Annotated in this window: 23 protein-coding genes and 1 tRNA gene; 22 read left to right on the forward strand and 2 right to left on the reverse strand. The window is 59.8% G+C overall.

The window, feature by feature from the left end:
* Window position 1: 1 nt before the first annotated feature.
* The 4 genes from ACVWNW_RS08490 (at window position 2) to ACVWNW_RS08505 (ending at window position 4790) form a co-directional block, all read left to right on the forward strand.
* Window positions 2–74: transfer RNA gene (locus ACVWNW_RS08490), tRNA-Asn, on the forward strand.
* Window positions 75–445: 371 nt separating this feature from the next.
* Window positions 446–1981 carry an arabinosylfuranosidase ArfA gene (gene arfA / locus ACVWNW_RS08495; protein WP_454482220.1) on the forward strand — a complete coding sequence of 512 codons (1536 nt, stop codon included), beginning with the start codon at window positions 446–448 and terminating at the stop codon, window positions 1979–1981.
* Window positions 1982–2175: 194 nt separating this feature from the next.
* Window positions 2176–2844 carry a M23 family metallopeptidase gene (locus tag ACVWNW_RS08500; protein WP_454482222.1) on the forward strand — a complete coding sequence of 223 codons (669 nt, stop codon included), beginning with the start codon at window positions 2176–2178 and terminating at the stop codon, window positions 2842–2844.
* 110 nt (window positions 2845–2954) lie between these two features.
* Window positions 2955–4790 carry an AMP-dependent synthetase/ligase gene (locus ACVWNW_RS08505; protein ID WP_121913305.1) on the forward strand — a complete coding sequence of 612 codons (1836 nt, stop codon included), beginning with the start codon at window positions 2955–2957 and terminating at the stop codon, window positions 4788–4790.
* Here ACVWNW_RS08505 and ACVWNW_RS08510 read toward each other — a convergent pair.
* A complete protein-coding gene (locus tag ACVWNW_RS08510; RefSeq protein WP_454483455.1) occupies window positions 4760–6322 on the reverse strand; it encodes a type 1 periplasmic-binding domain-containing protein in 1563 nt (520 codons plus the stop codon). The two genes, ACVWNW_RS08505 and ACVWNW_RS08510, sit on opposite strands and share 31 nt — an antisense overlap.
* A 235-nt stretch (window positions 6323–6557) precedes the next feature.
* Window positions 6558–7808: an NADP-dependent isocitrate dehydrogenase gene (locus ACVWNW_RS08515; RefSeq protein ID WP_121913304.1), complete on the reverse strand. Its 1251-nt coding sequence runs from the start codon at window positions 7806–7808 to the stop codon at window positions 6558–6560.
* 163 nt (window positions 7809–7971) lie between these two features.
* Here ACVWNW_RS08515 and ACVWNW_RS08520 point away from each other — a divergent pair, with 163 nt between their 5' ends.
* The 18 genes from ACVWNW_RS08520 to hisG all read left to right on the forward strand — a co-directional run bounded on the left by ACVWNW_RS08520 (window position 7972) and on the right by hisG (window position 25652).
* Window positions 7972–9096 (forward strand): GuaB3 family IMP dehydrogenase-related protein, encoded by a 1125-nt coding sequence (locus tag ACVWNW_RS08520; RefSeq protein ID WP_046322843.1) that lies wholly within the window; start codon window positions 7972–7974, stop codon window positions 9094–9096.
* A 151-nt stretch (window positions 9097–9247) separates the two neighbouring features.
* Window positions 9248–9802, forward strand: coding sequence for an Rv3235 family protein (locus ACVWNW_RS08525; RefSeq protein ID WP_121913303.1), 555 nt, complete (start codon window positions 9248–9250; stop codon window positions 9800–9802).
* 38 nt (window positions 9803–9840) lie between these two features.
* Window positions 9841–11823, forward strand: coding sequence for an AMP-dependent synthetase/ligase (locus tag ACVWNW_RS08530; protein ID WP_046322845.1), 1983 nt, complete (start codon window positions 9841–9843; stop codon window positions 11821–11823).
* A 3-nt stretch (window positions 11824–11826) separates the two neighbouring features.
* Window positions 11827–12309, forward strand: coding sequence for a peptide deformylase (locus tag ACVWNW_RS08535; RefSeq protein WP_015021747.1), 483 nt, complete (start codon window positions 11827–11829; stop codon window positions 12307–12309).
* A gap of 225 nt (window positions 12310–12534) precedes the next feature.
* A complete protein-coding gene (rpsB, locus tag ACVWNW_RS08540; RefSeq protein ID WP_046323753.1) occupies window positions 12535–13404 on the forward strand; it encodes a 30S ribosomal protein S2 in 870 nt (289 codons plus the stop codon).
* Between the two features lie 50 nt (window positions 13405–13454).
* Window positions 13455–14306: a translation elongation factor Ts gene (tsf, locus tag ACVWNW_RS08545; protein ID WP_110412759.1), complete on the forward strand. Its 852-nt coding sequence runs from the start codon at window positions 13455–13457 to the stop codon at window positions 14304–14306.
* 228 nt (window positions 14307–14534) lie between these two features.
* Window positions 14535–15290 carry a UMP kinase gene (gene pyrH, locus ACVWNW_RS08550; RefSeq protein ID WP_198190762.1) on the forward strand — a complete coding sequence of 252 codons (756 nt, stop codon included), beginning with the start codon at window positions 14535–14537 and terminating at the stop codon, window positions 15288–15290.
* A 116-nt stretch (window positions 15291–15406) separates the two neighbouring features.
* The gene (frr, locus tag ACVWNW_RS08555) at window positions 15407–15961 is read left to right on the forward strand and encodes a ribosome recycling factor (RefSeq protein ID WP_046322848.1); all 555 of its coding nucleotides are present in this window, start codon (window positions 15407–15409) and stop codon (window positions 15959–15961) included.
* Between the two features lie 24 nt (window positions 15962–15985).
* Entirely contained in the window at window positions 15986–16975 is a 990-nt protein-coding gene (locus ACVWNW_RS08560; RefSeq protein WP_198190763.1) for a phosphatidate cytidylyltransferase, read from the forward strand.
* Window positions 16976–17045: 70 nt separating this feature from the next.
* On the forward strand, window positions 17046–18233 hold the full coding sequence (gene rlmN / locus ACVWNW_RS08565) for a dual-specificity RNA methyltransferase RlmN (protein WP_415873492.1): 1188 nt from the start codon (window positions 17046–17048) through the stop codon (window positions 18231–18233).
* A 114-nt stretch (window positions 18234–18347) separates the two neighbouring features.
* A complete protein-coding gene (gene hisF, locus ACVWNW_RS08570; RefSeq protein ID WP_198190764.1) occupies window positions 18348–19124 on the forward strand; it encodes an imidazole glycerol phosphate synthase subunit HisF in 777 nt (258 codons plus the stop codon).
* Between the two features lie 162 nt (window positions 19125–19286).
* On the forward strand, window positions 19287–19721 hold the full coding sequence (gene hisI, locus ACVWNW_RS08575; protein ID WP_046322851.1) for a phosphoribosyl-AMP cyclohydrolase: 435 nt from the start codon (window positions 19287–19289) through the stop codon (window positions 19719–19721).
* Window positions 19722–19764: 43 nt separating this feature from the next.
* Window positions 19765–21870 (forward strand): tryptophan synthase subunit beta, encoded by a 2106-nt coding sequence (gene trpB / locus ACVWNW_RS08580; RefSeq protein WP_144176996.1) that lies wholly within the window; start codon window positions 19765–19767, stop codon window positions 21868–21870.
* Window positions 21870–22751, forward strand: a complete 882-nt coding sequence (gene trpA, locus ACVWNW_RS08585) for a tryptophan synthase subunit alpha (protein ID WP_198191114.1) — start codon at window positions 21870–21872, stop codon at window positions 22749–22751. Before trpB ends, trpA begins: the two co-directional genes overlap by 1 nt.
* Before the next feature lie 37 nt (window positions 22752–22788).
* Window positions 22789–23700, forward strand: coding sequence for a prolipoprotein diacylglyceryl transferase (gene lgt, locus ACVWNW_RS08590; protein WP_198190765.1), 912 nt, complete (start codon window positions 22789–22791; stop codon window positions 23698–23700).
* A gap of 90 nt (window positions 23701–23790) precedes the next feature.
* Window positions 23791–24456, forward strand: a complete 666-nt coding sequence (gene rpe / locus ACVWNW_RS08595; RefSeq protein WP_198190766.1) for a ribulose-phosphate 3-epimerase — start codon at window positions 23791–23793, stop codon at window positions 24454–24456.
* Between the two features lie 31 nt (window positions 24457–24487).
* Window positions 24488–24751, forward strand: coding sequence for a phosphoribosyl-ATP diphosphatase (locus ACVWNW_RS08600; RefSeq protein ID WP_046322855.1), 264 nt, complete (start codon window positions 24488–24490; stop codon window positions 24749–24751).
* A gap of 49 nt (window positions 24752–24800) precedes the next feature.
* Window positions 24801–25652 carry an ATP phosphoribosyltransferase gene (hisG, locus tag ACVWNW_RS08605; RefSeq protein ID WP_198190767.1) on the forward strand — a complete coding sequence of 284 codons (852 nt, stop codon included), beginning with the start codon at window positions 24801–24803 and terminating at the stop codon, window positions 25650–25652.
* Window positions 25653–25656 lie beyond the last annotated feature (4 nt).

The following is a 25656-nucleotide window of genomic DNA, read 5'->3' on the forward strand; positions in this document are numbered from 1 at the left end:
TTCCCGCATAGCTCAGTTGGCAGAGCGTTCGACTGTTAATCGAAATGTCGCTGGTTCAAGCCCAGCTGCGGGAGCTCTCAACCGCCGGTCTTCCGGCGGTTTCTTTATATTGTGCGATTTTTCAGACACATGCAATCCTGTTATCCCCAATGGTCTTAGTTGTTGTCAACACGAGTATCGGGACGATCAGTCTATTGAATTGCTGTTGGAGTCTCCTAATCCAGGAATTGATGATGTCAGTTTATTTTGGAGATTCGCTTCTTTCATGACAGCTGAATGATTATGTAGCCTTGCGTTTGGCACCCGGAAGGCACCTTTTCGGTATTGCATGAGGCGACAGACAGGTGCCTGGCCGAATTAACGACGTTGTACTATTCAGATGATCCATAGTTTTGGAGATGGACGAGAATCATTGACGATAAAGTCAGAACGAAGGAGCCAGACAGTGACGCAAGGGCAGCAAAATCACAAGAGCGTGGCACAGTTCAAGGTGGATGAGGAGCAGGAGTCTACGCCCATTGACGATCGCCTCTTCGGATCTTTCGTGGAGCACCTGGGTCGGGGCATCTACTCGGGTATCTATGAACCGGGGCATCCGACAGCAGACGAGCAGGGCTTCCGCCGCGACGTCATGGATCTTGTGAAGGAATTAGGCGTAACAACCATCCGATACCCAGGTGGCAACTTTGTTTCGGGCTATCGCTGGGAGGATGGCGTGGGACCGCGCGAAAGCCGTCCTCGCCGTCTCGATCTGGCCTGGCACTCCGGCGAAAGCAACGAATTCGGACTGCACGAGATGAGCGACTGGTTGGACAAGCTGGGCGGCAACGAGCTTATGGAGGCCGTCAACCTGGGTACCAGGGGCATGCAGGAAGCCCTGGACCTGCTCGAATACTGCAATGTGCCATCGGGCACCGAGCTGTCCGAACGGCGGCGGGCCAACGGCCATGATCGTCCCTTTGGCATCAAGATGTGGTGTCTGGGCAACGAGATGGATGGCGACTGGCAGATTGGCCACAAGAGTGCACAGGAATACGCTGATCTGGCCAACCGGACGGCTGTGGCCATGCGGATGATCGACCCGGACTTGGATCTGGTTGTATGCGGGTCTTCCTCGCACACCATGCCCACTTTCGGCCTCTGGGAGCGTACAGTCCTGGAGCGCTGCTTTGAAAATGTGAACTTCCTCTCATGCCATGCCTATTACGCACCCAAGGATGGAGACATGGCCAGCTTTCTGGCTTCCGGCGTGGACATGGACAGTTTCATCACCGATGTGGCGGCCATCATCGCCGCCTCGCGTGCCCGGCTGGGCAGCGATCATCAGGTTTTCATCTCCTTTGACGAGTGGAATGTATGGTACCAGGAGGCTCAGGCCAGCAGATCGCCCGAAGGCATCGGCAATTGGCCTCTAGGCGCACCGCTTTTGGAGGATGTCTATTCGGCAGCAGATGCCGTGGTGGTGGGCGACTTGCTGATTACCCTGCTCAGGCATGCCGATGTCGTTCATGCAGCCAGCCTGGCCCAGCTGGTCAACGTCATTGCCCCCATCATGACTGAGCCCGGCGGTCCTGCTTGGCGGCAGACCATTTTCTACCCCTTCGCCCTGACAGCTCGTTATGCACGAGGCGGCAACGTGCTCAAGAGTCTGCAAAGCGGCGACACCTGTGAGACTTCGCGCTATGGTCAGGTGCCCATGACCGATTCAGTGGCCGTCAGAGGTGCCGATGGTTCACTAAGCGTTTTTGTGGTCAACCGCAGCCCTGACAGTTCTGTTGATTTCAAAATCGCCTTGCCTGAACAGGATCGACGCAGACAAGCCACAGTCAGCACTCTGCATGAGGACGACCCCTCGGCACGCAACACTCTTGAAGACCAGGAACGGGTCGTCATGCATGCCCGGAAAGACATCAAGATGGATGAGGATGCCTTGAATCTTCAGCTGCCTCCCATCTCTTGGACGGTCATTCATTTGGCTTAAAAGGCCGATAAAGGCATCTGGGCTGGCAACCCTTTCAGGGTTTTCGGGTATGGTGCCTTTACGGTCCATCTGGATGTGGACGACTGGATATTCGACCACATGCCTTTTTCCGGTTCACGCGGCCTTGGCATCGAATCCATCCTGATGGTGGACGCTCAATCGGGCGTCCACGATGACGGAGGGAAGGTGCACCTATGGCCTGTGCGCGTGACCATAAGAACAAGGGCATCAAACGGATTACCGGCCGGATGCCCATTATGCCTTCCGGCTGTCGGCCTCCTTGGTTCCCCAGGACTCTGCTGGTGCTGATGCTGGCACTGGTCCTGTCGGCCGCAGGACCCACGGCAACTGTCATGGCTCAGCCTGCACCGATCCTACCTTCGGCTGCAATTCCGGCGCAGAACGGTCGAGTTACATCATCGACTGCAGCCTGCCGCCGGGGCTGGCTGTGGCCCCTTGAACCCCTGACTGCAGATAATGCCGCATCGCAGGTTATTATTCGTCCCTTTGATCTGCCGGATCATCCTTGGCTGAGCGGTCATCGTGGGATTGACCTGGCAGCGCAGCAGGGCAGGCGTATCAGGACTCCGGCAGACGGTGTCATCGCCTTTGCAGGTTCCGTAGCAGGCAAGGACGTGGTCTCCATTCGTCACGGCAATCTGGTCTCCACCTACGAGCCTGCGCAGAGCTCTTTGCCGACGGGAACCCGACTTCAGGCCGGCACGGTCTGGGGGAAAGTAGAGGGGGTCTCGGACCACTGTGCTCAGGATTGTCTGCACTGGGGTCTCAAAGACGGTCAAGGCCGCTATTTGAATCCCGGCGCTAAAGTCGGAAATCATAGGATTCGTCTTAAACCCTTATAGCAGCGCCACAGTCGTTCAGATGACGCGCGCGTCTGCAGACCGGGTATATCGCTGGCCCGGGGGAGCGGTTAGAATCGTTAAGCATAACGCCGTTTCAGCAGGGAGTGGTCATGCAGAACATTCAGCAAGAATTCACGCGTCCGCTTGAGGAGCCCATAGATGCCGATGCCAGCGTCTTCTCCCTGCTTGAAGACAGGGTGGTGCGCCTGGGGGACGATTCTTTGATTGAATACCGAAGCGGACGTGAGTGGAACACCATCACGGCCCGTGAGTTCCGGGATCGTGTGGTCGGGCTGGCCAAGGGGCTTATGGCACGAGGGATAGGTCGGGGGGATTCGGTGGCCATCGTCTCGCACACCCGATGGGAGTGGACTGCCCTGGACATGGCTATCCTGTCCATCGGAGCGGTTACGGTGCCGGTCTACGAGACAGACTCGCCCGATCAGATCCGCCGTATCTTCAACGACTCCCACGTGGGCATGGCCTTTCTGGAGGATGACGACATGAGGGCCCGGGTGGACGCGGTTCGTTCCCAGTGTGCCTATCTGAACGATCTGTATGTGATAACAAGGGGGGCGCTGACCACCATGACCGCCTACGGACGGGCGGTGGACCAGGCAGACTTCCAATCCCGGGCCGACTCGGTGCGAGGCTCCGACTTGGCAACTATCGTCTACACTTCAGGCTCCACGGGCAAGCCCAAGGGCATAGAGATCAGTCACAGCAACATCGTCTTCACCGTTCGTTCGGGTGCTCAGGCGGTTCCTGACATCTGCTTGGGCGAGGGCAGGCGGCTTCTACTCTGTCTGCCTCTGGCCCACGCCTTTGCCCGCTGCCTGCAGTTCTTCGCCATCGCCACGGATCTCACCCTGGGGCTCACCGGGTCCATCCGCAATCTGCTGCAGGACACGCAGACTTTCAAGCCCACCTTCATCCTGGCTGTGCCGCGAATCTTCGAGAAGATCTACAACGCCGCATCCCAGCGGGCCGGCACAGGCGCTAGGGGCAGGATTTTCCTGGATGCTGCAGGGGTGGCCAGGCAGTGGTCCCGTCACCAACAGAACGGCACCCGCGTTCCCATGTCGTTGAAGACCAAGCACCTCATGTACACGGGCACCGTCTACGATCCCATCCTCGAGGCCTTGGGCGGCCGGGTCAAGTATGCCATTTCGGGCGGAGCACCCCTGGACAGGGACATCGCGGACTTCTTCAACGGCATAGGTCTGCCCCTCCTCGAGGGCTACGGCATGACCGAGACCATGGGTCCGGTGACGGTCAACCCTACCAAGGGCTACCGGCTGGGCACCATCGGCTTGCCCATGCCCGGCATCACCGTGGGCATCGACCAGGAGGGCCAGCTCTGTGTCAAGGGCCCCGATGTCTGCATGGGCTACCACAACCATCCAGAAATCACCACCAGGCAGATTCGCGACGGCTGGTTGCTGACCGGCGATCTGGGAAGTCTGGACGAGGACGGGTTCGTTCGGCTGACTGGCCGGCGCAAGGAAATCATCATTACTGCTGGTGGCAAGAACATCTCGCCGGCGCTGCTGGAGACGGCTGTTGAACGTTCGCCCATTATCAGCCACTGTATGGTCATCGGAGACCGCAGGCCATTCGTCTCGGCCTTGATCACCCTCAATTCCGAGGAGGTCGACCGCTGGTTGCGGGACCAGGGCGCTGAGCCCCTGAAAGAGGCCGCTCCGGCTGGGGAGAACCCCATTATCCGCACCGAGGTCGACCGTGCAGTGGACGCGGCCAATGCTCAGGTATCCCGGGCCGAGGGCATCCGCCGCTATCTGATTCTGGACCAGGACTTCACTCGTGAAAACGGTCTGCTCACCGCATCATACAAGCCCCGCCGTCAGGAGGTTCTCAAGCGGTATGAGGATCGGATCGAGCAGGAGATCTATGCTCAAAGACCAGCATCGGCAGGTTTGATGTAGCCGGTGTCGATCAGCGTCGCCTTGAGGTTGGATACCGAAACCGCAACTAAAGGTCTTGACAGACGGTGTAACTGTTTGCCATCCTGATTGACAGTCTGAATCGTATCCATGGCTGGCACCTTCCCCTGGCTGTTGAGGTTGACGCAAGCCTTGGCAATATCACCCGCAAGCCCCAGTCTGTCTTCCAGCCCGGTCATCCACTGCTGTCCATCCACGATTTGGGGGATGTTGTCCGCATAGGCGCCATACCCACTGATGATGGGCCAGGCGGTGTGGTCGTCGGAGGACGTGGATTCTTGGGTCTTGCCCGTGTTCTGCGAAGAATCCGCTTGCGACCCCGACGAATTCTGGCTTGCAGGGCTCTGGGCGGGTTTGGGCACGCGCTGACGGTGCAGATCCTGACGGCCGGCCATGGATCCCACGATGCCGGATATGGAAATTTCCGGGTTGACGTCCGCCGACGAACCTCGATATCCTAAATCCCTGAGCTCAGAGACCACTCCGGAAACGATGAAGTCGTTCATGGCCAGAATGCCGTCTACCTCGGTATGGGATTTGGCGTCGTCGTTCATGGATAGACGGGTTGCCAGCTCTTTGCCTGTAGCCGAGGCATCCTTGCCTGGATCGAAGGCGACAGACTGCCAGTCCCGTTCGGTACTGTCGGCCTGCAGGCGTCCCGAGGGACTGTCGGCCCTTCCATCCTTGAAATATGGACCTAGCACCTGCCAGATTCCGGCGAAGGCCTGGGCAGGGAAGGAATTCTGATCCTCTTGTTGGTCCTGTTCAGCCTGGTTGGCTTCAGCACCCGTGTCAGTAGAGGATGCATCAGAGGATGCATCGGCCGGACGGTTCGGCAGCAGGATCTCGATGCGGCAGGGGTTGTCCTTGCTGGCCTTGTCCAGCTCCAGCTTGCTGGCCAGCTTCTCCGCCTGCATCTGACCAATGGCCCGTGCGTCAGACAACTGTACGAATAGATCCGGCTGAATGCCCGGTACTTGGTTGGCCATCAGCACCACGTGCATGCCCGCACCAGCAGCCAGACGCAGAGACGAGACCAGACGTGAACTCGCCTTGTCTTTGGCATCGACATCGAGTGACTTGCTGATATAGTCGCCATACTGGCGGGTAATGGAGTCTGGCGAGGTCATGGGTGCCACCACCAATGTGGTCGGCTCTGAGGTCTTTTCGGTCTTGCGCTCCGAAAGACGGTTGACCACGTAATCCTGCAGTTCCTTGCTTTGATCCTCCAGATTCCCGCTGGTGTATGCGTCGATGCGCTTGCTGGAAAGATGCTCCTTGGTCAGTGCCGACTTGAGCTCTGGAACCAGGGCGGCCCATTTGTTGATGGGTGTGTGCTGGGAGAGGGTGATGCCGTCAGAGGGAGTGAAAATGGCCACCCGACCGGGTACTTCGGCAGTTGACGTGGAGGTCGCCTGGCTCTGCGGGGCGGTCGGGGATTGTCTCCCCCCGCTTATGGCTGGACCGCAGGCACTTGCTGATGCGACCATGACCAGGCATGCCAGCAGGGTCATCAAGCCGGACAAATGCCGTGCAAAGCCGGTCTTCTTCACATTCGCTCCTTCGTCCCGACAGAGCCCGACTCTGGCCGGGTCCCGAGCAACCATTGTATGGCTCCCGGGCAGGAGCGTATGGAGCCTCCTTGCTTTTGTGACAAGATTCTCGCCGAGGGGCAGACGGTCAAGACCGATCCGAACAGATTAACCGTCTGCAATAGCTGGGAGATGATGCTCTGTGTGATGTGATCTGTTAGTCCGCCTTGCTGTCCCTGGCCTCTGTCGCAGCTGAAACCATACGTTCGGCAAGGGCATGGTCCAGGGCATCCATGAAGCCCTCGGTGTCCAGCCAGGGCTGATCAGGACCGACCAGGCTGGCCAGATCCTTGGTCATACGGCCGGAGCGCACGGTCTCGATAACCACAGATTCCAGAGTTCGCGCAAACCAAGCTACCTTGGGCGTATCATCCAGCCGAGCCCGTTGCTTGAGTCCGCCGGTCCAGGCGAAAATGGAGGCGATCGGGTTGGTGGAGGTGGTTTCGCCCTTGAGCCAGCGCCGGTAATGCCTGGTCACGGTCCCATGGGCAGCCTCGGCTTCTACAGTTTGCCCGTCGGCCGTCATCAGCATGGATGTCATCAGGCCAAGAGACCCGAACCCTTGAGCTATTGCATCAGACTGGACATCACCGTCGTAATTCTTGCAGGCCCAGACGTATCCTCCCGGCCACTTGAGCGAGGAGGCCACCATATCGTCGATCAGCCGATGCTGATAGGTCAGTCCCTCTTCCTCGAACCGACTCTGGTATTCCTGCTCGTAGACCTGGGCGAAAATATCCTTGAACCGACCGTCATAGGCCTTGAGGATGGTGTTCTTGGTGCTCAGGTAGACCGGATAGCGCCTCTGCAGGGCATAGTTGAAGCAGGAACGCGCGAAGTCACGGATGGAATCATCAAGGTTGAACTGCACCTGGGCCACGCCCGGACCTGGGTAGATTGTCACCTGTCTGGTCACAGGGTCGCTCCCGTCATCAGGAGTGAACACGACGCTTAGCTTTCCCGGCCCGGGAACGGTGAAATCAGTCGCCTGGTACTGGTCGCCGAAGGCATGGCGGGCCACCACAATGGGTTTGGTCCATCCGGGAACCAGCCGGGGAATATTGTCGATAACGATGGGCTCGCGGAAGATGGTTCCACCAAGGATGTTGCGGATGGTGCCGTTGGGTGACTTCCACATGCGCTTAAGACCGAATTCCTTTACGCGGGCCTCGTCCGGAGTAATGGTGGCGCACTTGACTCCCACGTGCTCGCGTTGAATGGCCTGAGCCGCCTGCACGGTGACCTCGTCGTCGGTGGCATCCCTGTTGCGGATGCCCAGGTCGTAATAGTCCAGGTCCACGTCCAGATAGGGCAGAATCAGCCGTTCCTTGATCATTTTCCAGATGACCCGGGTCATCTCGTCACCGTCGAGCTCGACGATGCGTCCCTTCACGGCGATCTTGTCCATGGCGGCCTCCTATCGGTCGGCGGGTCGGGGGCCGGATCCTGCTCCCGATGCCGCAATTGCGCTCGCGAACAGTTCTATCCCAAGTTTGTTACTCTCTGTTCCCCTGCTCGTAACCCGTTCGTAGCACGCCGGAGCGTCATCATGAGGCGCTAGGCTGACAGACATGACACAGGAAATCGAAATTGGTCTCGGCAAGAAGGCTACAGTCGCCTACACGCTCGATGATGTTTCCATACTCCCTTCAAGGAGGACTAGGGATCCCCAGGATGTCTCCACGGCTTGGCAGGTGGATGCCTACGAGTTCGACCTGCCTTTGCTGGGGGCGCCTATGGATTCGGCGACCAGCCCCGAGACGGCAATTGCCTTGGGACGGTTAGGTGGATTGGGTGTGCTTGACCTGGAAGGATTGTGGACCCGATATGAAGATCCGCGTCCGCAGCTGGACAGGATAGCCCATGCCTCGTCGGAGCAGGCGACTGGGGTCATTCAGGAGGTCTACCGGGAGCCGGTCAAGGCAGAGCTGATTACCCGCCGTCTCCAGGAGATTCGCAAGGCCGGAGTCACAGTGGCCGGGGCTCTGTCCCCTCAGCGCACGCAGGAGTTCTACACTACGGTGGTTGATGCGGGCGTGGATCTCTTCGTAATCCGTGGGACGGCGGTCTCGGCCGAGCATGTCTCTACCAGCCATGAGCCCTTGGATTTGAAGAAATTCATCTACGACCTGGACGTTCCGGTCATCGTTGGCGGGGCCGCCACCTACCAGGCGGCTCTGCATCTGATGCGTACGGGTGCCGCTGGGGTCCTTGTCGGGTTCGGCGGGGGAGCCTCCTCAACTGACTCCGCCACCATCGGCATTCAGGCCCCCATGGCTACGGCCATCTCGGATGTGGCTGAGGCGCGTCGCGACTACCTGGATGAGTCCGGCGGACGCTACGTTCAGGTCATCGCCGACGGTGAGACGGGCACATCGGGGTCCTTTGTCAAGGCCTTGGCCATGGGGGCCGACGCGGTCATGCTGGGCACGCCTCTGGCTAAGGCTACCGATGCTCCCGGCCAGGGCATGCATTGGGGGGCCGAGGCCCATCATCCTGAGCTGCCAAGGGGTCGCAGGGTCCAGGTCGGCCAGGTGGGGAGCCTAGAGCGCATACTTTTTGGACCCAGCGATCGCACCGATGGCAGTCTGAATTTTATCGGAGCTCTGCGGCGAGCCATGGCTTCCACCGGCTACGTGGATGTCAAGAACTTCCAAAAGTGCCGTGTGGCAGTGACTCCTGCTCCACGCAGCTAAGCAGAAGAAGACATCCACAACCTATTTATTCATAACACTTACATTTACAATCCCTCTGCGCATTCCTGTTCTGAACGTAATCGCTGTCGTTGCGTCAGTTGCCCGGTGCGCGGAGGGGGATCAGGCACGCCGAAGTGCAAGGAGAAGAAGTATGACGGAGTATATGGATCTGGCACCGGCCTGGGATAGTGATCAGGCAATCGAGGATCCAGAAGGACAGGAGTTCGACAGCTGGTGGCCGTCCACCTGTACACAGGTGCCGCTCGGACTCGGCGACATCAATCTGACAGTGCGAACAGTCAATTTCGTTCGGCCGGAAGATGTTGCTGAGAATGAGGGTCTGCCAGGGGGTCTCAAGCGAATTCTCGTCAACCTGTGCGCACTGGCTTCCAGGGTTTTCGATGTGCTAAGGGGCCGTCTGCCGATGAAGAGCCTGGAGCGTGTGCTCAACCGCGTATGCATGGAACGGCTGGCCCTACTGGCCCGGTTGCTGAATGATCGGCATCTGGGCATGGTTCGTACTGCAGATCATGCCAGAATGACATACTTGCCGCTGATTCCTAAACTGGTTGAGATCTACCGCGTGGACCGTGACCGATACGAAACCACTATCGGATTCCTGGTCGGCGAGCGCACTGTGCTTGCCAACATGATTGTTGCAAGGAGCGGTTCGCGCTGGGTCTGTGTACGCTTCGACATGGGCTAGGCGGCGGCTTTGGCGGGTTGACCCATATGATGGTGGGTATGTTGCGTGAATATACGGTCGAGCTTCAACACCCGACGACGGACAAGGACACCATCTATTCGCTCCTGGCAAAACGCACCGCTCGCGATCCTGAGGAGCTGGTTGCCCAGTGGCAGGATCCCATGACCAGAAACTGGCACGATGTCAAGGCCGGGCAGATGTCCGCACGGGTTCGTGCCGTGGCCAAGGGCATGATGGCCCTGGGTGTGGAAAAAGGCAGCACCGTAGTCATCTACGCCTCGACCAGCTATGACTGGGGGGTCACGGACTTCGCTTGCGCGGCCATCGGGGCGGTCTCTGTGCCCATCTATGAGACCGACTCGCCCAGCCAGGCCCAGAAGATCGTTCAGGATGTGGACTGCGTTCTGGCCTTTGCCGGCGACTCGGAGCATGCGCAGATCCTTGAGCAGGTTCGGGGGTCATCGCCCAAGCTCAAGTATGTCTTCAATTTCGAGGCAGGGGGCCTGAATGCAGTCAGCGAATTCGGCCAGGGGATTGACGACGAGCGCCTGGATCAAGCCATCGCCCAGGTCAAAGCCGACGATTTGGCCACCATCGTCTACACTTCGGGCTCCACCGGTGAGCCCAAAGGCGCTATGCTTTCCAACCGGAACTTCGTCCACATCGTTTTCGTCGGCTGGGATGTGCTCTACCACATGCTGGCAGCCCCCTCCCGCCTGATGCTTTTCCTGCCCCTGGCCCACTGCTTCGCCCGCTACATCCAGTACGTGGCCATCGGCGCTCAGGGCGTGGTCGGATACGTCTCCAACGCCAAGCACCTGCTGACTGACCTGCGCACCTTCCGGCCCACCTATCTGTTGGGCGTGCCCCGCGTCTTCGAGAAGGTCTACAATGCCGCCTCGCAGAAGGCCGGCACAGGTTTGGCCGGCAAGGTCTTTGCCAAGGCCACCAGGCACTTCATCAAGTGGTCAAAGGACGAGCAGGAGGGGCGCGGCCACTCGCCGCTGACCCGCCTGGCTCACGCCTTCTACACCAAAACCGTCGGCAACACAATTGAGTCCGCCCTGGGTTCCAACCTGAGCTATCTGGCTTGCGGCGGCGCACCCATGAACGCCGACCTGGCCCACTTCTTCAACGGAATCGACGGGATCACCTTCATTCAGGGATACGGAATGACCGAGACGGCGGCCCCCTGCATTGTCAACTTCGAGGATGCCAACGAAGTTGGGTCGGTCGGTCGACCTGGCTCGGGCATCACGGTCAGGCTGAGCGACGACGATGAGCTTTTGGTCAAGGGCCCCAGCGTCTTTATGGGCTATTACCACCAGCCCGAGCTGGATTCCACCGTGCTTGATAAGGACGGCTGGCTGCATACCGGCGATTTAGCCCAAATAGACGATCAGGGCTTCGTCTTCATCACCGGCCGAAAGAAGGACGTCATCATCACCGCCGGCGGCAAGAACGTGAGCCCGGCACCTTTGGAGGATGTGATCAGCACCTGTCCGATAGTCTCTCAAGCCGTGGTCGTGGGCGACGGCAGACCCTTCGTGGGCGCCCTGGTTACTTTGGATGTCGGCATGCTGAAATCGTGGCTGACCTCCCAGGGTCTGGACGCTGACATGAGCATGGAGCAGGCCAGCCATAACGATGCGATCCACGCCTTCATCCAGCAGTATGTGGACAAGGCCAACTGCAACGTCTCGCGGGCCGAGTCGGTGCGGAAGTTCCTGGTGCTGGACAAGGACTTCAGCCAGGAGGACGGTACCCTGACCCCCAGCCTTAAGGTTGTGCGCCCCGAGGTGCTCCGCCAGTATGCCGAACTTGTGGACAAGGTCCTCTATGCGCCCAGAACGCCAGCCAAACCCGCTGCCAAAGAGAACGACATCGTCAGCAGGGCACGGACCACTATGAGCGATTCCCTGGCCAGCATGACCGGACGCAAGCGTGATGGTCGCCAGGAGGAGGAAGCGGCCCCGGAGGACGAGAAGGACGGCCACGACGGCCGGGATGACGAGGAGTAGGCAGTGGCGATTCGTACAATCAGAGTGGTTCCCGATCCGGTTTTGCGTACCCCATGCGATCCTGTGACCAGCATCACCCCGGCTGTGCGCAGTCTGGTGCGTGACCTGGTGGACACCGTCGACGATCCGGGCAGGGCGGGCCTATCGGCTAATCAGATCGGCGTGGGCCTGCGAGTCTTCTCGTATAATATTGGCGGCAAGGTGGGCTACATCATCAATCCGGTCATCGACAAGACCTCGGGCGAGCAGTATGGCGAGGAGGGATGCCTGTCCCTTCCAAACCTTTGGTATCCGACCAGACGGGCCGACTACGCACGAGCCCACGGCATCGATCTGGACGGCAAGACAGTGACTCTCGAAGGCCATGGCATCATGGGTCGGATGATCCAGCACGAGTGCGATCACCTAGACGGCCATGTCTATGTGGATCGGCTGGAGAGCGATGTCCGCCGCAAGGCCATGCAGCAGCTGAGATCAGCCAGGTAGGCAGAGGGCGAACACGGTGCCCGAGGTCATTGGCCTCGGGTATCATAGTAACTCGGCGTGTCATTGCGCAGGTCCGCTGTCACGGGTGGGCAGGCGCGCCAAGAGTATTCCCAAACACACGCCGTAAATTCGCGCCATGTCCGCGACGTCCTGTGTCGGTCGGCTCCTCGGAGTTGCACGCAGGTGCACATGGCCAGGCAATAACCGACAATGAAAGGTATGGACATGGCACAGATCACCATGAGCGAAATGCTGAAGGCCGGCGTCCACTTCGGACACCAGACCCGTCGTTGGAACCCCAAGATGAAGCAGTACATCCTGATGGAGCGCAACGGCATCCACATCATCAATCTCTTCAAGTCGCTCGGTCTGATCGACCAAGCCTATGACTTCATCAAGCAGACTGTGGCTCACAACGGCACCGTGCTCTTCGTGGGGACCAAGAAGCAGGCCCAGGAGGCCATCAAAGCTCAAGCCACCCGGGTGAACATGCCCTACGTCTCCGAGCGCTGGCTGGGCGGCATGCTGACCAACTTCCAGACCGTGACCAAGCGGGTCGGCCGCTTGAAGGAGCTGGAGGAGATGGACTTCGACGACGTGCATGGCTCGGGACTGACCAAGAAGGAGCTCCTGCTCCTGCGGCGCGAGAAGGACAAGCTGGAGCGTCAGCTGGGCGGCATCCGCAATATGAGCCGCACCCCTTCGGCCCTGTTCGTGGTCGACATCAACAAGGAGGCCCTGGCGGTCTCCGAGGCTAACAAGTTGGGCATCCCGGTCGTGGCCCTGGTGGACACCAATACGGATCCTGAGCTTGTCACCTACCCTATTCCGGCCAACGACGATGCTATTCGCGGCGTCGAGCTGCTGACTCGGCTGATGGCCGATGCCGTGGCTGACGGTCTGCTGGAGCGCTCTGGCAAGGCCGCCAAGACCGAGGAGGCCTCTGACCAGCCCATGGCCGAGTGGGAGAAGAATCTGCTGGAGAACAAGGATGGACAGCCGCAGGAGCAGGCCCAGGAGACCGCCCAGGCTCCCCAGGCCGAGCAGCCCGCGCAACAGCAGCAGGAGACCCCTGCTGCCGATCAGGCCGCCTGAACTTTGGCGTCTAGATGATGCATTCAGGAAAGACCAGATAGGAGAGTTTTATGGCAAAAATCACCGCTGCACTGATCAAGGAGTTGCGTGACCAGACCGGCGCCGGCATGATGGACGTCAAGAAGGCCCTAACCGAGGCCGAGGGCGACATGGCCCGCGCCAAGGAGATCATCCGCGCCACCGGCATCCAGGCCGCAGGCGCCCGTGAGGGCCGCAAGGCTCAGGAGGGCCTGATCGCCTCCACCGTCATCGAGGGCGGACAGGGTCAGATCGGCTACGCCGTCGAGCTCAACTCCGAGACTGATTTCGTGGCCAAGACCCCTCAGTTCATCGAGTTCGGCCAGGAGGTCATCGATGACGTGGCCAAGGCTGATGCCTCCAACGCCGAGCAGGTCGATGCCGCTCCATCCAAGTCAGGCACCGTCAAGGAGACCGTGGAGGAAGCTGGTGCTCTCTTCCATGAGCACGTCAAGGTCGGCCAGGTGGCCCGAGTCGAAGGTCCCCGTGTAGAGATTTACGCCCATCGCAAGTCTGTGGAGATGCCCCCATCCATCGTGGCCATGATCGCCACTGATGAGGCCGGCGCCCAGGTCGCCCATGAGGTGGCCCTCCAGATCTCCGCCATGAGCCCCAAGTGGCTCAGCCGCGAAGATGTGCCCGCCGATGTGGTGGAGTCCGAGCGTCGCGTGGCCACTGAGAAGTCCCAGGCCGAAGGCAAGCCCGAGAAAATCATTCCCAAGATCGTCGAGGGACGTCTGAACGCCTTCTTCAAGGAGACCGTTCTGCTGGAGCAGCAGTACGTCAAGGACACATCCAAGACCATTGGTGACCTCTTCAAGCAGGCAGGCGGCAAGGCTCTGGCCTTCGCCCGTCTCGAGGTCGGCAAGGGCGACGAGGAGTAGTAAGTAGCCAGCAATGTTTTGCGTCGTCTGCTTGATCTTGTCTAAGGGACCGGCAAACGTTCGGCATTGATGGCAGGGGAGTGGCTTTCGTAGCCGCTCCCCTTCTTTTGTTCTAAGTCAGTTCCCAGGGCCTATCCCCTCGGTCTGCTCAAGAGGGGTTGTCGCCTAGCACGGATACCCTGTTAGCGGCGTATACCGCCCGTCATCATGTCTGGAGAAAGGGCTTTTATGACCGGATCCGATTCAGCGCAAAACCAAGCATCGCCTCGTCGTGTGCTGCTCAAGCTCTCCGGAGAGGCCTTCGGGGGAGGCGAGGTCGGCATTGACGTGAAGGTGGTCAAGCGGGTGGCCAAGGAGATCGTCCAGGCGGTGCAGGGCGGCGTTCAGGTGGCCATCGTGGTGGGCGGTGGCAACTTCTTCCGCGGAGCCGAGCTCAGTCAGGCCGGAATCGAACGTTCGCGCGGTGACTACATGGGCATGCTGGGTACGGTTATGAACTGCCTGGCCCTGCAGGACTTCCTGGAGCAGGATGGTCAGGCCACCAGGGTGCAGACAGCCATCACCATGGGCCAGGTGGCCGAGCCCTACATTCCGCTCAAGGCCATCCGCCACCTGGAGAAGGGACGCGTGGTCATCTTCGGCGCCGGATCCGGCATGCCTTACTTCTCAACCGACACGGTCTCCATCCAGCGGGCCTTGGAGATACATTGCGTCGAGGTCCTCATGGGCAAGAACGGCGTGGACGGTGTGTATACGGCTGATCCGCACAAGCAGGCTTCTGCGCGCATGTTCACCAATCTGAGCTACCAGCGGGCCCTGGTGGACAACCTGGCCGTCATGGACGCAGCAGCGCTGTCCATGGCCCGGGACAATGACATGCCCATACGCGTCTTCGGACTGGAGGGTGAAGGCAACGTGACCGGGGCGCTTAAAGGTCAGCGCCTGGGCACCTTGGTCCACGGCGGTCCTGATCGTACCGTGTGACCGGTTGCGGGCACACACCCCGCGCCGCTTGGCCCCTGAGGCCCCATGGCCGTAGAGTATAAGAATGACGGACCTCGCGCGTACAGGCGGATGGTCCATACAGCAAGGAGCAGATCATGACCACAGTGGTGGACCAGGCCGGAAGGCAGATGGACAAGAGCATCGAGGCGACCAAGGAGAACTTCTCGGGAATTAGGACCGGGCGTGCCAACCCCTCCTTCCTCAACGACATCATGGTGGAGTACTACGGCACTCCGACGCCCATCAAGTCGCTGGCATCCATTGGCGTCCCGGAACCCCGCACCCTGGCCGTTACCCCCTTCGACCCCTCTCAGGCAGGCGCAGTCGAGAAGGCCATCCGCGACTCGGACCTGGGCGTCAACCCCAGCCGTGACGGCAACGTCATCAGGGTCACCATGCCCGAGCTGACCGAGGAGCGTCGCCGGGACTATGTCAAGCTGGCCAAGAACAAGGCCGAGGAGGGCAAGGTGGCTGTCCGCAACATTCGACGTAAGGTCAAGGAAGAGCTGGAGGGCAAGGTCAAGGATGGCGATCTGGGCGAGGATGAGGGCAACCGGCTGCAGAAGGAGCTGGAGACCGTCACCAAGCAGAAGAACGACATGATCGACCAGCTCCTGGATGCGAAGGAGAAGGAAATCCTCGAGGTCTGATTCGCCTGGGAGGATCCACTGTTCATGAGTACCAAGGAAAGCTCCGCTGAGAAGACAGGTCAGGATGCCGTCGAAACCCTGAACAAGCGGACCGGGCGCAACATGCCGCAGGCGGTGGCCACTGGCGCGCTTCTGGTCGTCATCATCCTGGCCTGCATCCTTGTGCGAATCGACGCATTCATCTATCTGATTGTGATTTTCATGACCCTGGGTCTCTGGGAGCTCAGGGTGGACTTTGCCACAGCAGGTCTGCATATACCGGTGATAGAGCTCTGGATCTGCTCGGCGGCCACCATGCTGGCCTCGTTCTACGCGCCGGACCACGTGGTGGTCATGACCGCTGGTGTTCTGGTCACTGCCTTGATCGGGGCTCTTGCGGCCACTCGCAATCATCGCCTGGGTGGCCGTCTGCTCAAGGCGGTGAATGCCAAGCTGTCGGGCAAGGATGCACAGACCATGGTCGATGCCTCCTACGGTGCTGCAAAAGCGGAGAGCCAGTTAAGCAGCCTTGCCAATGTGGGCGTCACTCTTTTGACTGTTGTCTACATCACCCTCCTGGCCTGTCTGATAACCTTGCCCACTACCTTCGGCGGGCATCCTGCCGCGCACGCCTTCATGGTGATTTTCCTGCCTGCCCTGAGCGACATCGGCGGACTTCTCTTCGGCTCGCTTTTCGGCAAGCATAAGATTGCGCCCCGCATCTCTCCCGGCAAGTCCCTGGAGGGTCTCCTAGGCTCCATGCTCTGCTGTCTGGTCGGCGCTCTGGTCATCTTTGCGGCCACCTATCCTATGGCGGATTGGGGGCGGATCTGGTGGGTCGCCCTGCTCATGGGCATCATGGTCGGCGCCACTGGCACTTTGGGCGACTTGAGCGCATCTTTGATCAAACGAGACCTGGGGATCAAGGACATGGGCCACCTGCTCAAGGGCCACGGCGGAGTGCTGGACAGGGTGGATTCCATCCTCATGTCCGCACCATTCATCACACTGGTCCTTTTGATCACTGGTCTGTAATCGGAATTGACTGTACGTGTTTTCCATAGTTTTGGCGGGTTGAGTAGCTGATACAGGATGAGGTAGAGGTATGACAGATGTCGACATGACCGGTGCCGAGCCTGAAACCGGCATCACCCCCGGAGGCAAAGATGGTGCCTTCAGGGACGTTCTGGCGGCCGACCATGCACGTCGAGGTAAGCCGCCGCGCCACTTTACGGACATGGACCAGCAGGAGCGTCAGGAGGTCTGCGCTCAACTGGGCCTGCCGAAATTCCGTGTCTCTCAGCTGGCCAACCATTACTTCAATCACCTGTCCATCAATCCGGGTGACTTTACGGATTTCCCTGCGGCCAGTCGTCAAGAGGCTGCTCGCCGCTTTTTCCCTGAATTGATCACCCCAGTCACCGTCCAGAAAGCGGATCAAGGGACGACCATCAAGACTCTCTGGGAGCTTTTCGACGGGTCCAGAATCGAGTCCGTGCTCATGCGATATCCCTCCAGGGCCACCCTCTGTATTTCCAGCCAGGTCGGTTGCGGCATGGGCTGCCCCTTCTGCGCCACCGGTCAGCTTGGGTTGACTCGGAACATGTCGACTGGCGAGATTCTGGAACAGGTCAGGGCCGCCTCTCACATGATGAGGTCCGGACAGGTTGCCGGGGGCCCGGGACGTCTGAGTAATATCGTCTTCATGGGGATGGGCGAGCCCATGGGCAACTACCGGGCTGTCATGTCCGCAGTCAGGCAGATCAGTGCCCTGCCGCCCAAGGGATTCGGCATCTCGGCCAGGAACATCACTGTGTCCACGGTGGGCGTGGTTCCCGGCATCCGCAAGCTGACCAAAGAGGGAATTCCGGTCCGTCTAGCCGTCTCCCTCCATGCCCCCAGCGACAAGTTGCGCGACGAGCTGGTGCCCATGAACAGGCGCTTCAACACGACCCAGGTTCTGGATGCAGCTCACGACTACTACCTGGCCAGCGGCAGACGGGTCAGCATCGAGTATGCCCTAATGCGAGGCATCAACGACCAGGCCGAGCATGCCCGTCTTCTGGCCAAGCGCCTCAACCACTATGGGGACGACTGGGCGCACGTCAATCCCATACCTCTGAATCCGATTGAGGGGTCTCGTTGGACGGCCTCCAAGCCTGAGGATGAGCAGCGCTTCTTGGATATCCTTCACAAGGCCGGTATCACTGCAACCATGAGGGACACCCGCGGATCGGACATTGACGGCGCCTGCGGACAGCTGGCAGCCAAGGCCGTCAAGCTTCAGGCCTGATTTAGCGTTTTGCAATCTTGTCATGCCATAGTGTGGACATGCGGTAGTCATCAGACACTGCAGAAGCTAAAGTTTTGACTCAAACAATTTGGTTCAGGCAGGAAGGCAGGTCGCATGACGGTTGCGGTTCGTGTCATTCCCTGCCTTGATGTCGACCAGGGCCGTGTGGTCAAAGGCGTCCACTTCAAGAATCTGCGCGATGCGGGTGATCCGGTCGAACTGGCTTCCGCCTACTACCAACAGGGAGCCGACGAGCTGACCTTTTTGGATGTGACTGCTTCGGGCAGCGGGCGAGCCACCATGGTGGACCTGGTCAAAAGCACTGCCGACCAGATTTTCATTCCGCTGACTGTCGGCGGAGGCGTGCGCACCCCGCAGGATGTCGACACTCTCCTGCGGTCCGGGGCTGACAAGGTCGGCATCAATACAGCAGCTATCGCCAACCCGCAGGTCATCGGCGATATCGCCCAGCGGTTTGGTCGCCAGGTTCTGGTGCTCTCGGTCGATGCCCGCCGATCTAATGCACAGGGCATTACCTCGGGATATGAAGTGACCACCATGGGCGGCCACCAGTCTACCGGCATCGATGCTGTTGACTGGGTCAAGCAGGCTCAGGAACTCGGAGCCGGCGAGGTTCTCCTCAATTCCATGGATGCGGACGGCACCCGTCAAGGGTTCGATCTGGAAATGATCGCCGACGTGCGCAAGGCAGTATCCCTTCCGCTCATCGCCAGCGGCGGGGCAGGCAAGGCTGCCGATTTTCCTCCTGCGGTCAAGGCTGGGGCTGATGCGGTCCTGGCGGCTTCCGTCTTCCATTTTGGCCAGGTGTCCATCAAGGACGTCAAGCAGGCGCTCCATGCGGCCGGGTATCCGGTTCGATGGCAGGCCTGAACCAATCCCGCAAAGAATTTCGGCACCATACGGTGCATGGCTTGTGCAGGCCTTGTTGGCAGCCATCGGGAAACCATACCCATACCGTGAACAATCAATCGCCAAGGTTATGTCGGACAAACTAGCCGAATTAATTAGCTGAATAAAGGAGAATGAGGATCAATGTCACAGTCTTCGAAGGACCAGGAAGAGCGTTTGGACCCGAGCATAGCGGCCAGGCTCAAGAAGGACGCCAAGGGACTTGTGGCCGCAGTGGTCCAGCAGTATGACAGTCGCCAGGTGCTCATGGTCGGTTACATGGACGAGGAGGCCCTTAGACGGACCCTGACAACAGGAAGAGTCACATTCTGGTCCCGCTCTAGGCAGGAATACTGGCGGAAAGGGGACACCTCCGGGCATGTCCAGTATGTCAAGGGGGTCAGTATTGACTGCGACGGGGACGCGCTTCTTGTGGAGGTGGACCAGGTAGGGGCGGCCTGCCATACCGGGACCAGGTCGTGCTTCGAAGCCGGCGGACCGCTTCCGGTAGTGCAAGGCAATCGCACTCAGGCGGAAATGCAGAGTCAGGAAGGGCCATCCAGTGCAGAAAGACGCTAAGGTTGTTGCAGGGAACACACAGAAAACTGGAGGGAAGGGCTCTATGACCGTCTTGGATGAACTGGTGGCCGGCGCCGTGGAGGATGCTAGGGGCCGGGTACAGAAGATTCCCTTGGAAAGCCTCAAGCAACAGGTCAGGAGCATGAAGCGCAAACCTCTGGATGCCGCCCGACTGCTCAGGGAGAGCGTCGGCATTCCGATTATCGCAGAGATTAAGCGCGCCTCGCCCTCCAAGGGGTATCTTGCCGACATCAAAAATCCTGCTGCCCTGGCCCGACAGTATGCCAACGGGGGTGCCTCAGCCATATCTGTCCTGACTGAGGGCAGACGCTTCCTGGGGTCCTTGGAAGATTTGCGACAGGTCAGGCAGGCAGTGGGCATTCCCGTGCTCAACAAGAACTTCATCGTCTCCGACTACCAGGTCTGGGAGTCCAGAGCCAATGGGGCCGATATGATCCTGCTGATTGTGGCGGCCTTGGATGACACCCGCCTCAAGCACCTGCTCGATCTGGCCGGGAGTCTGGGCATGACCGCCCTGGTCGAGACGCATGATCGTCAGGAAATCGAGCGTGCCATTGCGGCCGGAGCCAAGGTGATTGGCATCAACGCCCGCAACCTGAAGGACTTGAGTGTTGACGTTGACCAGTATGCCCGTCTAGCTTCCAACCTGCCCAAGGACGTGGTCAAGGTGGCTGAGTCCGGAGTGTTCGGGACGGTCGAGCTGGAGCGGTACGCCCGGGCCGGGGCCGATGCAGTCCTGATAGGAGAAGGTCTGGTCACCTCCCAGGACCAGGAGGGGACGGTTCGCTTGCTGGTTCAGGCTGGTCATCGATTCAAGGCTGCCGAGGCCAGGCCCCTCTCTACCCATGACGGTCCCTATTTCGGCCCCTATGGCGGTCGTTATGTACCTGAGGCCCTGGTTGGCGCCCTTGACGAATTGGAGCGTGTCTACAAGGAGGCCAAGGCCGATCCGGCCTTCCGTGAGGAGCTGAATAGGCTCAACCGGGTCTATGTGGGGCGTCCCTCGGCTCTGACGCCTGCGCCTCGGTTCGCCAAGCTGATCAGCGATCGGGTCGGCGGCCAGGTCAGGGTCTTTCTGAAACGGGAGGATTTGAACCATACGGGCGCGCACAAGATCAACAACGCCCTGGGTCAAGGGCTCCTGGTCAAGCGCATGGGCAAGACCCGCGTGATCGCGGAGACCGGAGCTGGGCAGCACGGTGTGGCCACGGCTACGGTCTGTGCCCTCCTTGGCTTCAAATGCCGAATCTACATGGGGCAGGTCGACGCCCGCAGACAGGCCCTGAACGTGGCCAGGATGCGAATGTTGGGCGCCGAAGTCGTCGAGGTGACCACTGGAACCAGGATTCTCAAGGATGCCATCAACGAGGCCCTGCGCGACTGGGTGACCAACGTGGAGTCCACCCACTACCTGCTGGGCACGGTAGCAGGACCCCATCCCTTCCCGACCATCGTCAGGGACTTTCAGAAGATTATCGGCGAAGAAGCCTCCGCTCAGCTGTCTGCGTACGGCATCGACCATCCTGATGGGGTTGTGGCCTGCGTCGGCGGAGGCTCCAACGCCATCGGCATCATGAACACATTCCTGGATGATCCCCGAGTCTCCCTTTACGCATACGAGGCTGGTGGAAACGGGCCCAAGTCAGGCGAGCACGCCATCCGCCTGTCGCCAGGGACAGGCCAGATCGGCGTCTTCCAGGGGACCAAGTCCTATCTTTTGGAGGATGACCAAGGCCAGACCATGGACACCTACTCGATTTCCGCCGGCCTGGACTACGCTTCGGTGGGACCTGAGCATGCCTGGTTGCACGACATAGGCCGGGTCAAGTATGACTACGCAACCGACAAGGAGGCCATGCAGGCTTTCAGCGACCTCTGCCGGACCGAAGGCATCATCCCCGCCCTGGAGTCTTCGCACGCCTTGGCCGGAGCCAGCAAGGCGGCCACCGACCTTTTGCGCAAAGGAATCAGGAATCCTGTCATCCTGATCAACATCTCGGGCCGAGGCGACAAGGATGTGGCCACTGCGGGCAGATGGTTCGGCTACCTGTCCGAGCAGGAGGCCAGTGCGCTGGAAGCCCAGGCCGGGCACGGCAAGAGTGATCAAGCGGAAGAGGAGGCCAGATGATGGTCAACCAGATATGGCAATGGCAAAAAGCCCCCGCCCAGCCCAAAGGGTTCAGCCGCGCGACCAGCCCGGTGGCATCCACCTTGCAGGCCCTCCGGCAGCAGGGCAGGCCTGCCTTTATCGGCTACTTCCCCTACGGATTCCCCGACGTGCCAACATCCCTGGAGGCCATGCGGGTCATGGTGAAAAGCGGAGTCGACATCGTTGAGATCGGACTGCCCTATAGCGACCCGGTCATGGATGGCCCAGTAATCCAGGCAGCCAGCAAGTGCGCCATCGACAATGGCGTTAAGGTCGAGGGTGTCTTCGATGCGGTTCGCCAGGTCCAGGCGGACGGTGCAAGGGCTCTGGTCATGAGCTATTGGAATCTGATTCTCCATCATGGCGTAGTGGACTTTGCCCAGCGCATGGCCGAGGCTGGCGGGTCCGGGCTTGTCACCCCGGATTTGATTGTCGATGAATCCGGGGAATGGATAGAGCAGTCTGACCGCTATGGGCTTGACCGGGTCTATCTGGTCTCGCCCGACTCCACTGATACACGCCTGCAGATCACCTCTCGAGCAGCCAGAGGATTCGTCTATGCGACCTCACGAATGGGAGTGACCGGCGAACGAACCAGCATGTCCAATTCGGCCCAGAACCTGGTGGCAAGAGTCAGACATGCGGGCGCTCCTTATGTGTGCGTGGGCATCGGGGTTTCGACTGCCCAGCAGGCCTCTCAGGTTGGCGCCTATGCAGACGGGGTAATCGTCGGATCGGCCTTGGTCCACTGTCTTCTGGATGACGAGGGCAGACCACGGAAAGACCGCAGAAAGGCTCTTGCGGCCCTGGCTGAGATTTGCTCCGACCTGCGCTGGGGCATCTCCCAGGCCAGGAAGTGAGTGGGGCTGTAAGGCCCAGGGTCTAGATTGGGGCTTTATGACGCTTGCCTACATTCCATCGCCGGGAATATCCAGCTTCCATCTGGGGCCGGTCACCATCCGGTTCTATGCCCTGACCATGCTCCTGGCCATCATCGTGGCTGCCTGGATTACGACCAGGCGGTGGAAGAAGGAGGGTGGTCGGACTGACCAGATTCTGGACATCGCCATCTGTGCGGTTCCAGCTGGCATCGTTGGTGCAAGGCTCTATCACGTCATCACCACCCCCGAACGCTACTTCGGAGCTGATGGCAACCCAGCTGACATCCTGCGCATCTGGCGCGGAGGCCTGGGCATCTGGGGTGCGGTTTTCCTGGGAGCTCTGGCAGCCTGGGCCTGGTGCCGTCACAAGAATTACCCGACCGCCCTGCTGGCCGACAGCGTGGCTCCTGCCCTTCTGGTGGCCCAGGCCATCGGGCGGCTGGGCAACTGGTTCAACCAGGAGCTCTACGGGGCTCCCACCACGCTGCCTTGGGGACTGAAGATCGACGCTGCAGGTTCCGCCATCGGCAGTAGCGAACAGTGCTATGACGGGACCACTTGTCCGACCGGCACCCTCTTCCAGCCCACTTTCCTGTATGAGATGATCTGGAACCTGATTGGTGCGGCCCTCCTGGTCTGGATCGGCCACAAGGCCGTGAACATCCTCAAGGCCGGCTCCCTCTTCGCCCTCTATGTCATGTGGTACACCCTGGGGCGCACCTGGATCGAGGCCCTTCGCATCGACTTCGCCCACGAATTCCTAGGTGTCAGGATCAACGTCTGGGTGTCCATGACGGTCTTCTTCCTGGCGGCTGCAGCCTTCGTCCTCATAGCGCGCAAGGGCAAGCCGACCTCCTTGCTGTCCGAAAAGCTGAGGACCATTACCGAGCTAGAGGTACGTCAGGAATCCGAGGGCCAGAGCAAGTAGGTCAGGGCTCGGTTGCCAGAAGGCCGGGACCTGTGCAATTGAGCCACAAACCGGTGCCGCCGGTCTTCCGTACAACATAGAATAATCTCCATGAGCATTCAGATAGCACCCAGCATTCTTTCCGCCGATTTCGCCAACCTGGAGCGGGATCTCAAGGCTATTGCCAATGCCGATATGGTCCACGTGGATGTGATGGATCACCATTTTGTTCCCAACCTGACGCTTGGCGAGCCCGTGGTGGAGCGCATCTGCAAAGTGACCGACCTGCCAGTGGACGTACATCTGATGATCGAGGACCCCGACCGCTGGGCCCCTGAATTCGCCAAGCTGGGTGTTGCCTCTGTCACCTTCCATACCGGAGCCGTCCATGCCCCGGTCCGTCTGGCCCGCCAGCTGCACGACATGGGGGTCAAGGCCTGCCTGGCCGTGCGCCCTGCCGAACCTGTGGAGCCGATCTTCGATATTCTCGAAGAGTTTGACATGATTCTGGTCATGACCGTGGAGCCAGGCTTCGGCGGCCAGAAGTTCCTGAACAATCAGATGCCTAAGACCCGCCGCCTGCGTAACCAGATCACCGCTCGCGGTCTTAAGACCCACATCCAGGTGGATGGCGGGGTAAGCCCCACCACGGCTCCCATCGTGGCAGAGGCTGGAGCCGATGTCCTGGTGGCAGGCTCCGCGGTCTACGGCGCAGACGACCCGGCCAAGGCCATTGACCAGATCAGGCAGGCCGCGCAGGTAAGCTACAAGGACTGACAGGTTTTGCGGGAAGAATGGAGATAGCCAGATGAAAACCTTCGATGGGTTGTTTGAGGAGCTCACGACCAAGGCCAAGGAGCGCCCAGAAGGGTCCTTGACAGTAGACGAGCTGGACAAGGGCACGCATTTCATCGGCAAGAAGATCAATGAAGAGGCTGGGGAGACCTGGATTGCCGCCGAGTATGAGGGCAAGGAGCGGACGGCTGAGGAGATGAGCCAGCTGCTGTATCACATTCAGGTCATGATGATTGATCGGGGCATTACCTTGGAGGATGTCTACAGGTACCTGTGACCCCAATCCTGTCCCACTGTAGATTCGCTTCCGCAACTAGGAGGTTGCCGTGTTGAAGGTCGCGGTGCCCAATAAAGGCATGTTGTCCCAGCCCGCATGGAGGCTGCTGTCAGAGTCTGGCTATCGTCTGCGCTCCAATGATCGGCAGTTGGTTGTTGATGACGTTGACAACGACATCCAGCTCTTTTACTTAAGGCCCAACGACATAGCGGTCTATGTCGGCCTTGGAACCATTGATCTGGGCATCACGGGGCGTGATCTTCTGCTCAACTCTGGTACTGGGGCCGTCGAGGTCACGCAGCTGGGATTCGGCGCTTCCACTTTCAGGTTCGCTGCTCCAGAAGACAGCTCCATCAGCACCTTGCAGGACGTGGACGGCAAACGGATCGGCACCACTTTCGACCGGCTTCTTGAGGATTACCTGACCAGCAAAGGGCTCAAGGCTGAACTGATCCACTTGGACGGGGCAGTGGAGTCGTCAGTCCAGCTGGGAGTAGCCGACCTGATCGCCGATGTGGTCTCCACCGGCACCACCCTGCGCAACGCCGGGCTTCGGGTCTTCGGCGATCCCATTTTGAAATCGGAGGGGATTCTCATCAGGTCGCCCCGCCTGGATCCGGATGATGAGCGGCTGGCGGTCATGTCCCGTAGGCTGGAGGGTGTGCTGACAGCCCGTCGCTATGTACTGATGGATTACGACATCCCGGTCGAGCGTGTAGCCATGGCTGTAGGCATCACGCCCGGGTACGAGTCGCCGACAGTCTCCTCCCTGCATGACAAGCAGTGGGCGGCAGTCAGGGCCATGGTCCCCAGGGACCAGGTGAACAACCTAATGGACCGCCTCTATGAGATTGGTGCGCGTGCCATCCTTGTAACAGCCCTTCAAGCTTCTAGAATGTAGTCGG

It is taken from the genome of Bifidobacterium sp. JNUCC 75, from assembly GCF_054819865.1.

What these genes read in the sequence shown, in the direction of transcription:
- ACVWNW_RS08600 (WP_046322855.1), top strand. Translation starts at nt 24,488, where the DNA reads ATGAAAACCTTCGATGGGTTGTTTGAGGAGCTCACGACCAAGGCCAAG.
- frr (WP_046322848.1), top strand. Translation starts at nt 15,407, where the DNA reads ATGACCACAGTGGTGGACCAGGCCGGAAGGCAGATGGACAAGAGCATC.
- tsf (WP_110412759.1), top strand. Translation starts at nt 13,455, where the DNA reads ATGGCAAAAATCACCGCTGCACTGATCAAGGAGTTGCGTGACCAGACC.
- ACVWNW_RS08560 (WP_198190763.1), top strand. Translation starts at nt 15,986, where the DNA reads ATGAGTACCAAGGAAAGCTCCGCTGAGAAGACAGGTCAGGATGCCGTC.
- rpsB (WP_046323753.1), top strand. Translation starts at nt 12,535, where the DNA reads ATGGCACAGATCACCATGAGCGAAATGCTGAAGGCCGGCGTCCACTTC.
- ACVWNW_RS08515 (WP_121913304.1), bottom strand. Translation starts at nt 7,808, where the DNA reads ATGGACAAGATCGCCGTGAAGGGACGCATCGTCGAGCTCGACGGTGAC.
- ACVWNW_RS08500 (WP_454482222.1), top strand. Translation starts at nt 2,176, where the DNA reads ATGGCCTGTGCGCGTGACCATAAGAACAAGGGCATCAAACGGATTACC.
- rlmN (WP_415873492.1), top strand. Translation starts at nt 17,046, where the DNA reads ATGACAGATGTCGACATGACCGGTGCCGAGCCTGAAACCGGCATCACC.
- ACVWNW_RS08510 (WP_454483455.1), bottom strand. Translation starts at nt 6,322, where the DNA reads ATGACCCTGCTGGCATGCCTGGTCATGGTCGCATCAGCAAGTGCCTGC.
- trpB (WP_144176996.1), top strand. Translation starts at nt 19,765, where the DNA reads ATGACCGTCTTGGATGAACTGGTGGCCGGCGCCGTGGAGGATGCTAGG.
- pyrH (WP_198190762.1), top strand. Translation starts at nt 14,535, where the DNA reads ATGACCGGATCCGATTCAGCGCAAAACCAAGCATCGCCTCGTCGTGTG.
- ACVWNW_RS08525 (WP_121913303.1), top strand. Translation starts at nt 9,248, where the DNA reads ATGACGGAGTATATGGATCTGGCACCGGCCTGGGATAGTGATCAGGCA.
- rpe (WP_198190766.1), top strand. Translation starts at nt 23,791, where the DNA reads ATGAGCATTCAGATAGCACCCAGCATTCTTTCCGCCGATTTCGCCAAC.
- hisF (WP_198190764.1), top strand. Translation starts at nt 18,348, where the DNA reads ATGACGGTTGCGGTTCGTGTCATTCCCTGCCTTGATGTCGACCAGGGC.
- hisI (WP_046322851.1), top strand. Translation starts at nt 19,287, where the DNA reads ATGTCACAGTCTTCGAAGGACCAGGAAGAGCGTTTGGACCCGAGCATA.
- trpA (WP_198191114.1), top strand. Translation starts at nt 21,870, where the DNA reads ATGGTCAACCAGATATGGCAATGGCAAAAAGCCCCCGCCCAGCCCAAA.
- ACVWNW_RS08505 (WP_121913305.1), top strand. Translation starts at nt 2,955, where the DNA reads ATGCAGAACATTCAGCAAGAATTCACGCGTCCGCTTGAGGAGCCCATA.
- lgt (WP_198190765.1), top strand. Translation starts at nt 22,789, where the DNA reads ATGACGCTTGCCTACATTCCATCGCCGGGAATATCCAGCTTCCATCTG.
- ACVWNW_RS08530 (WP_046322845.1), top strand. Translation starts at nt 9,841, where the DNA reads ATGTTGCGTGAATATACGGTCGAGCTTCAACACCCGACGACGGACAAG.
- ACVWNW_RS08520 (WP_046322843.1), top strand. Translation starts at nt 7,972, where the DNA reads ATGACACAGGAAATCGAAATTGGTCTCGGCAAGAAGGCTACAGTCGCC.